At 30.4% G+C, this 8582-nt stretch carries 6 protein-coding genes and 1 pseudogene; 4 read left to right on the top strand and 3 right to left on the bottom strand.

Annotated features, from left to right (window positions below):
* Positions 1-1073, top strand: a 1073-nt coding sequence (locus NF27_RS07060) for an ankyrin repeat domain-containing protein (RefSeq protein ID WP_039457558.1), incomplete at its 5' end; no start/stop codon positions are given.
* 169 nt (positions 1074-1242) lie between these two features.
* On the opposite strand, the gene NF27_RS07055 is transcribed toward NF27_RS07060, so the two are convergent.
* Positions 1243-3531 (bottom strand): ankyrin repeat domain-containing protein, encoded by a 2289-nt coding sequence (locus tag NF27_RS07055; protein WP_039457556.1) that lies wholly within the window; start codon positions 3529-3531, stop codon positions 1243-1245.
* A gap of 642 nt (positions 3532-4173) precedes the next feature.
* Here NF27_RS07055 and NF27_RS07050 point away from each other — a divergent pair.
* Both NF27_RS07050 and NF27_RS11860 read left to right on the top strand, forming a co-directional pair.
* Positions 4174-6519 (top strand): ankyrin repeat domain-containing protein, encoded by a 2346-nt coding sequence (locus NF27_RS07050; protein ID WP_039457554.1) that lies wholly within the window; start codon positions 4174-4176, stop codon positions 6517-6519.
* Positions 6520-6568: 49 nt separating this feature from the next.
* Positions 6569-6724: a DNA-3-methyladenine glycosylase I gene (locus NF27_RS11860; RefSeq protein ID WP_084212864.1), complete on the top strand. Its 156-nt coding sequence runs from the start codon at positions 6569-6571 to the stop codon at positions 6722-6724.
* A gap of 37 nt (positions 6725-6761) precedes the next feature.
* Here the strand turns inward: NF27_RS11860 and NF27_RS11285 are convergent, their stop codons facing one another.
* Together NF27_RS11285 and NF27_RS11280 are read right to left on the bottom strand one after the other, a co-directional pair.
* On the bottom strand, positions 6762-7421 hold the full coding sequence (locus tag NF27_RS11285; RefSeq protein ID WP_053332664.1) for a hypothetical protein: 660 nt from the start codon (positions 7419-7421) through the stop codon (positions 6762-6764).
* Between the two features lie 75 nt (positions 7422-7496).
* Complete coding sequence (locus tag NF27_RS11280) at positions 7497-8135, bottom strand: helix-turn-helix domain-containing protein (protein ID WP_084212862.1); 639 nt, start codon at positions 8133-8135, stop codon at positions 7497-7499.
* Between the two features lie 101 nt (positions 8136-8236).
* Between NF27_RS11280 and NF27_RS13305 the strand changes: the two are divergent.
* Positions 8237-8582: pseudogene (locus NF27_RS13305) on the top strand (DNA-3-methyladenine glycosylase I); the annotation flags it as partial.

Here is an 8582-nt window from a genome sequence, read left to right as displayed (position 1 = left end):
TACTAGAGCATACTCTTGATCAAGAAAAAAGAGATAAAATGATCCATGCTAGAAGTAACCAAGCTTTTGTTAATGCTGTTAGCGGTGGCCATATGGAAGTATTAAAGTTATTACTAGAGCATACCCCCGATCAGCAAAAAAGAGAGAAAATGATCCATACTAAAGATAACCAAACTTTTGTTAAGGCTGCTAGTGGTGGCCATATGGAAGTATTAAATTTAGTATTAGAGCATATTACCAATCAAGAAAAAAGAGATAAAATGATCCATGATCAAAATAACCAAGCTTTTGTTAAGGCTGCTTGGCGTGGTCATATAAGAGTATTAAAGTTACTGATAGAGCATACTCCTGATCAAGAAAAAAGAGATAAAATGATCCATGATCAAAATAACCAAGCTTTTGTTGATGGTGCTTGGTATAGTCATATGGAAGTATTAAAGTTACTGATAGAGCATACTCCCGATCAACAAAAAAGAGATGAAATGATCCATATTAGAAATGACCATTGTTTTATTTATGCTGCTAGGAACGGTCATATAAGAGTATTAAAGCTACTATTAGAGCATACTCCCAATCAAGAAAAAAGGGATCAAATGATTTTTGCTCAAGATGAAAAGGCTTTTATTAGCCAAACGAACTTTTGTAGTCAGAGTTTTGAATTCTTACTTTCACTAATTCCATCTTTATCAATAAGTAAATTTTTAAATAATAAAATAGTTCCAAAACTTCATGAACAAGCAAAGCAAAGTATCCAGCCATATATGTGTTTAGAGAAATATTTTAAAATTGCAAAAAGATTAAGTATTTTAAATTCTACGTGTAAAAGCCTTTCTTTATATTTTGAAGAAGAGCTTGAAATTCCGATTGAGGTTTCTTCATATATATTTTCTACGGCTATAGGCTTAGCTGATAGGAATCAGTTAAAAAAAATTGAAGCCATTAAGGCGGAAGTAAATGAGGAAAGTAAATCTGAGACTGCTGACGAAATAATAAGAAAGATTAACAAAAGAGCCTCCTTTATTGAAAAAGTAATGAAGTATGAGGAAACCCGAAAGCAAAGTTTATCAGTTTGAAAATTAAAAATATAGTACCAAGGTAGAATATAGGGTAGCGTTGCAAAGAATTAATAGTAGGTAGTGAAGGTATTCAATTTAGTGAGGTTTTTCAGAATATATAAACATATATACCTTCTTCCTTCAATTTCATTCTTTGTAATGCTACCTTATTCCTAACCTTATATTTTTATTTCTTAGTTGTTTGGTCTATAACTTGTTGTTTTTTTTGTCGCTCTATTAGTTTTACCCAATAAGACATTGTTGATTGGGTAGGATTACAAGGTATATTTTTTGTGTGATCTTTTCTAGGTATACCATCTTCTATAAGCTCATCTGTTATATTTACTATATTTTTAGAAAGTAATGCTTTTTGCTCTATATAAACATCTGCAAATGCTTTATAATGAATATTACCTTTTAATCCATCAATAAAACATTGGGTTACAATATAACGCAGCATTGGGGGCTCTGTTTTCTGCTGCTCTTTAAACTGATAGAATTTTTTTACTAATTCTTTGCTGCTTGCGCAGTTAATATTGCCTACTTCTTCTATACATTCAATATCTTTTATCTCAATAGGTATGTTTACTTTCAATAATAATTCTACAAACTGTATATTACCACTTTTTACTGCAACCATTAAAGGAGTTTCATTTAAATCATTTTTTATATAAAGATTTGCACCTGAACTTATAAATTTTTCTATAATATCTATACTTTTTATTTTCCCTAATCTTACTAATATATGTAGAGCAGTATTACCATCCTTGTCTTGCATATTTACATCAGCATTTACTTCTAAGAGTTTACTTATTATTTTTATTACTCCTTTATTAACTGCAGATATTAAGGCTGTCTCGCCCCATTTATTTTGTAAATTTGGGTTTATCTCTTTATTTAAAAGACTATCTGCAATAAGTATATCACCCATTATTATCGCTAATTGTAGTAAACTATAACCGGCACTATTTTTTATGTTTAAATCAATACTAGGTTTTTTTAATAATATACCTACTATCTTTATTTGTTTTTTTTCCAGCGCAATTATTAAAGGTGTTTTATCTAAATTATTTTTAATGTTTGGGTTTGCTCCTTTATCTATAAGTAGTTCTACAATCTCTTCATAACCACCCATTGATGCTAAGTGTAGTGCTGTGTCACCATCACTATTACAAGCGTCTAAATCATTAATGGATATATCCAATAATATTTCTACCACTTCTAAATAGCCTTTTCCTACGGCAATTATTAAAGGGGTATTTTTAGAATATGTTTTTATATTTGGATCTGCCCCTGAATAAAGAAGCAATTCTACCATACTTTTATTACCTTTTAATGCAGCTCTATGCAATGCTGTAGCGCCAGAAGGGTTTTTGTTGTTTGGATCTTCACCCGCTCTTAACAATAATTCTATAATTTCAATTCGCTCGTTTTCTGCGGCAATTATCAATGCTGTCTCACCCCAGTTATTTACTATATTCGTTCTTACTTTTTTACTTAGAAGTCTTTCTGTAATTCCTGTATGACCTATTTTTACTGCTAAGTGTAATGCAGTAACTCCATTATTGTCTTGTATGCGTGGATCTGCTCCTATTTCCAGTAATACTATAGCTGCATCTATATGGCTCCCTTTTATGGCAAGCATTAAAGGTGTTTCACCCCATTTGTTAATAGAGTCTACTTTTTTTAAATTGTTTGAAAATACTTTTATTAGGTCAATAGAGCCTATGTTTGCTGCTCTATGTAATGACGTATTACCATTTTTATCTTGCTTATCTAAATTAATATCTGCATTAATGAGTAGAGTCTTAATATCTTCGCTACCACCCTTTAATATTATGCTAAGTAATGGTGTATAACCAAAGTCATTTTTTATACTAATATTTGCGCCATTTTGTAGTAAAAATTCTACTATATGTTTATTACATGTTAACGCAGCCTTATGTAACACTGTATCTCCACATAAGTATTGTGTATTTATACTTATTCCTGATTCCAGTAGCATCTTTACTATTTCTTTCTGGCCTGCTTCTACTGCAATGATTATTGGTGGTTTAATTATGAAATTCTTTTTACTTAATTCATAACTCCAATTTTTACCATATATATTTTCTAATAATATTTTGACTGCATCAATATGTCCTTTCTTAATTGCAATTTCTAAAGCTGTTTCATCTAAATTATTTCTAATTTCTGAACTTGCTCCCTTATTTAAAAGAAGACTTATTATTTCGACACAACCTATTTTTGACGCTTGGTGTAATGCTGTGTTCCCGTCCTTATCTTTTATGTTTGGTTCAGTTCCTGTAATTAACAAAGCTTTAATAGCCTCTATATCTTTTGACTTTATAGTTTTAATTAATAATGGTGTTTTATAATCACTTTTCTTTTTAGCCTCCCGTTTTTCTATTAAATGGTTTAGAGCATTTCTATTTATTGATAATAATAGGGATAAATCATTACTAATCTCTCTCATCTGGATCCTAAATTTAGTTAAGTTTGCTTATATAATAAATATTGTGAAAAGCAATTTATGTTAATTGTACTTAATTGAATAAATATTACAAATTTAATAACCTAGGTTTTATTGTAGTATTGTAAGGAATAAAAATTAAGAATAGCAATAGAGCTAGGGAAGTAACTAATTATTTATACATATGAGGAAGTACTAGCCCATAGAATTTAACTGGCGTCACTGTAAGGTAGAAGTAATATTATTAAGTTGCTTGCCTTACTTTATGTCTACCTTCATATTTCAGATTAAAAGGAAACATTAATTATAAATTATTAGCAGAAGTTTATAAGAAGCAACTATCAACGTTTACAAATGAGATGAGAGAAGCAATGGATGAGATTGTAACCTAGTGAAAATGCAACAAAAATTATACCTTGTAACCCTATAAAATCAACAATAACCAGCTGGGTTAAACAAACAGAGCAGCAAATAAACCAACAGTTAAAAAGTAATCAGAGGTTATAAGCATAAATTAGGTTAACAGTAGCATTGTAGTTCAAATAGAGATTGGAGGATGAAATTTAGAATAATCTCAATCAAATATAAAATTACTAACTTAGGTATGCCTTAATTTAATAAAATAATAAAAACAGGAGTTATTGTATGAAGCAGGGAATTGAAGAATTAAATAATAAACCAATGATAGAAAAATTGAATTTTTCTTATCCAGAATTAAATCTTGAAGAAGAAAATAATGAAGAAGTTATTATTCAAATGTTTAAGTCTGCATGTATTAATGGAGACATAGATGCAATTAGTTATTTACTTCCTTTACCTAATTTTGAATTTACAAAGAAGATAATACATTCCGGTTATTGTTTAGCAGCTGGGGAAGGTAACATAGAGGTTTTAAAGCTTCTACTTGAGCATATTTCTGATGAGGATGAAAGATATGCGATGATTAGTGCTCATCATAACAGGGCTTTTATTCTTGCTGCTAAAAATGGCCATATAGAAGTACTAAAACTACTATTGGAATTAGTGTCCGAACAAGAAGAAAAGGAGATAATGATCCATGACCAAAGTGATCTAGCTTTCTTTTATGCTGCTAGTAATGGTCACATAGAAGTATTAAAGCTACTATTGGAACTTATTCCCGAACAAGAAGCAAGGGAAATAATGATCCATGATCAAAATGATTTGGCTTTCTTTTATGCTGCTAGCCATAACCATCTTAAAGTTCTAAAGTTACTGTTAGAGCTTACTCCTGATCCAGTTAGGAGAGATAGAATGATTCATGCTCGTCATAATAAAGCTTTCATTAATGCTGCTAGTAAGAGCTGGCTGGAAGTATTGAAACTGATAATAGAGCATACACCTGATCAAGAAAAAAGAAATGAAATGATATATATTTGTAATTATAAAGCCTTTATTGATGCAGCAAGCAATGGCAGAGCAAAAGTGCTAAAACTTTTATTAGGGCATACTCATAATCAAGAAACAAAAAATGCAATAATAGATCTTAATAATAATGCGATTTTTAAGGAAGCTATTAGCAAAGGTCTTATAAAAATTCTGAAGATAATACTAGAAAGCACTACAGATTTGAATAAAAGAGACGAGATGATTCATGCTAATAATGACAAAGCTTTCATTGAGGCAACTGATAAAGGATTGATAAAAGTTTTAAGGCTACTTGTAAAATATACTCCTGATCAAGCTAGGAGAAAAGCTATGATTCATGTGGATAATAATGAGCCTTTTATTATTGCTGCAAGGAATAATTACGTGGAGATATTAGAATTTTTATTGGATCTTACTCCTAATCAGGAAGAAAAAGATGAAATGATTCATATACAAAATAACAAACCTTTTATTGAAGCAATTCAATACTTTCGTGGTCATGTTAATGTTTTAAAGTTTTTAATTGCAAATGTTTCTGATCCAGATAAAAAAAATGAGATGATTCATGGAAGAGATAACCTAGCTTTTATCACTGCTGCAGATCGTAATAATGTTGAAGTATTAAATTTTTTGCTTGAGTGTACTCCCGATCAAGAAAAAAAAGAGGAAATGATTCATGCACAAGAAGATAAAGCCTTTACTAATGCTGCTACATTCCACAACATAAAAACCTTAGAATTATTATTTAAAATTACCCCTGATGAAGAGAAGAGAAGGAGGATGGTAAATGCAAGGAATAAAAGAGGGTTTTCACATGCAAGTACATATGGCATGGTTGATGTGATGAAATTAATCCTTGAAAATATATCAAATCAAGAGATAAGGGATGAGCTAATTCACGCACATAACGACCAAGCATTCATTAGTTCAGCACATAATAGCGGTAGAGAAGCAAAACTTTTAATTGATTACACCCCAGATCAAGAAAAAAGAAATGCAATGATTCATGCTAAAAATGAACAACCTTTTATCTATGCTGTTAATTATAACAGAGTAGATGTATTAAAGATATTAGTAGAGTATACTCCTGATCGTGATATGAGAGAAAGGATGATTCATATACGTAATAATATAGCTTTTTATAGTGCATTAAAAAATCGGTTTAGTATGGGTGTATTTAATTTTTTAATATCCTTAATTCCATTCGATAAAGTGGGTATACTCCTAAATAATGTAATAATTCCTGATATAAGAAGAGGAGCACCCTATTTAGAAAATAAAATTTCTCCGTATACATGCTTAAGTAATTATTTTAAGATTGCAAAATTATTAAGTCCTTTAAATCTTGTATCTAGAAATATTTATTCTTCTTTTGAAAAAAACTTTGGAATTCCAAATGAAGTTTCAGTATATATATTTTCTTTTGTATTGGATGTGGATAACAGAGAGCAGTTAGAAAAAATTGAAGCCATCAAGAGGGAAGTAAATGAAGAAAGTAAATCGGATACTTCTGAGGGAATAGTAAGAAAGATTAACAAAAGAGTCTCCTTTATTGAAAAAGTAATGAAACATGAAAAAACCCGAAATCAAAGTCTAGCAATCTGACAATTAAATGAGAGACCATAAAAGCATATATTTTTACTAGGTAAGTTTTATGAAAATAACTAGATGCACATGGTGTGAGAAGCATCCAATTTATATTGATTATCATGATCAAGAATGGGGAGTGCTAGTTAATGATGATATTACTCTATTCGAGTTCTTAATTCTCGAATGTGCACAAGCAGGATTAAGTGTCAACGCGAAGTAGAAATGTCACCTTTTGTCCCAAATAGAAATGTCGTATTTTAAGTTTTTAAAGCATTATTTTTAAGTAGTTTTCTTCGGCGATCTACCTCAGGTATTAGCCCTAAATGTCTTTTACTAGGGCACCTTGTGCTGCGCTTATATTCCTTTCCTTTTTGCATTTCTTTTATAATTGTCATCATAGCGTCCAAACGTTCATTAGGCACTGTTTTCCCTTGTTCTATAAGGTTTACCCTATCATATAATTGGTTGAATTTTATTTTTTTACCCTCATAGTTCAAGCTGATACTACCATCAGAATATTCATGAAGCATAATTTTCTTGCGACGCAACTTTCTATTAGGCGGTATGTCTTCAATTAAATAAAGAACTCTATCGTACTGAATGGTTAAATTATTTGTAACAGTACGTTCCTGCTTAAAACACAAAGTCTCTTCAAGACTTTCATGTGTTTGTAAAGGTCTATGTATGTCTAAAAGATCGATAGGGGGCTTACTAAAACGCCTATTATAATCTTCTATAAATATTGGTAGATAAGTATTAGCTTCGGCAATAGTAGAGATATTGTTTAACCTCAATTCTTTTACTAAACGATCTTGTAAAGTTTTATTAGCTCGCTCAATGCGACCTTTTGCTTGGCAAGTATTAGCGCAAATCAGATCAATATTTAGCTCGTATAAAGCTCTACCAAATTGGGTCATTATTTGCTCTTTAGTAGTAGCATAATTAACTTTAAAAATACTTAATCTATCTCTATAACTTTTTATAGAGATAGATTAAGTATTTTTAAAGTTAATTAAAGCTATTGGTTTACCATACTTTTCTATATGTTGTTTAGTTGCTATATAATAACTATGGATTGATTCTGAAGGTGCAAAATATAAGCTTGTTAGTTTACTTGTGGCATCATCAATAAAGACAAGTAAGGTACATTTTGGCCCTCTACCTTCAAACCAATAATGTCTTGAACCATCAATCTGTATAAGCTCCCCAAATCTTTCTCTACGGTAACGAGGTTGGTAAGAACGTTTGTGTATTTTATTTTTTGGCGCCCATATTTCAGCTTCAATCATTAATTTGCGCACTGTTTCTACTGATAGTCTTAAATCATGCTTTTCTAATAGTTTTTCTGTTGCAAGGGTAGGTCCAAAATCAGCATAATTTGTTTTGATAAGGCTAACGGCATATTGTTTAATTGTATTTGGAGTACTATAATTACTAGGCTTTCCGCGTTTCTTCGATATTAACCCTGATACTCCTAAGGTATTATATTTTTTTAGAAGCCTTTGTACTTGTCGAGTGCTGATATTAAGTATTTCTGATGCTTTAATTTGGGTTAATTCTCGATTAAGTAACTTTTGTAATATTTCTAAGCGCTTGATTTCTTTTAAGCTCATCGTGTATGTTCCTTCCATCTCTAAACCTTTTATATTGACTTATAACTTCAATATAAAAGGCGACATTTCTATTTTGCACAAACACGACATTACTACTTTGGGCTTACAGATTAAGCTGGTTTACCATATTAAAAAAGAGAGATAATTATAGAAAAGCATTTTATAATTTTGAACCTAATGAGGTAGCTAATTTTTCTGAAAAGCAAGTTGAATACTTACTTAAAAATCCTGGTCTAATAAGGAATAAGCTTAAAATTGAAGCTGCAATTAATAATGCTAAAGCTTTTATTAGAGTACAAGAAGAATTTGGCTCATTTTACAAGTATAGTTTACAGTTTATCAATGGAGAAAGAATAACCAATAAATGGATCAAGTTAGAAGATGTACCTGTAACAACTAAGCAATCTGATTCTTTTAGTAAAGACTTAAAACAAAGAGGATTTAAGTTTGTTGGCTCAACAACAA

Origin of the sequence: Candidatus Jidaibacter acanthamoeba (genome assembly GCF_000815465.1) — a bacterium.
Classification (GTDB): domain Bacteria; phylum Pseudomonadota; class Alphaproteobacteria; order Rickettsiales; family Midichloriaceae; genus Jidaibacter; species Jidaibacter acanthamoebae.
The sequence above is the reverse complement of the archived record's forward strand: the minus strand, read 5'-3'. Positions and strand labels throughout refer to the sequence as shown.

What these genes read in the sequence shown, in the direction of transcription:
- NF27_RS07055 (WP_039457556.1), bottom strand. Translation starts at nt 3,531, where the DNA reads ATGAGAGAGATTAGTAATGATTTATCCCTATTATTATCAATAAATAGA.
- NF27_RS07050 (WP_039457554.1), top strand. Translation starts at nt 4,174, where the DNA reads ATGAAGCAGGGAATTGAAGAATTAAATAATAAACCAATGATAGAAAAA.
- NF27_RS11860 (WP_084212864.1), top strand. Translation starts at nt 6,569, where the DNA reads ATGAAAATAACTAGATGCACATGGTGTGAGAAGCATCCAATTTATATT.
- NF27_RS11285 (WP_053332664.1), bottom strand. Translation starts at nt 7,421, where the DNA reads ATGACCCAATTTGGTAGAGCTTTATACGAGCTAAATATTGATCTGATT.
- NF27_RS11280 (WP_084212862.1), bottom strand. Translation starts at nt 8,135, where the DNA reads ATGGAAGGAACATACACGATGAGCTTAAAAGAAATCAAGCGCTTAGAA.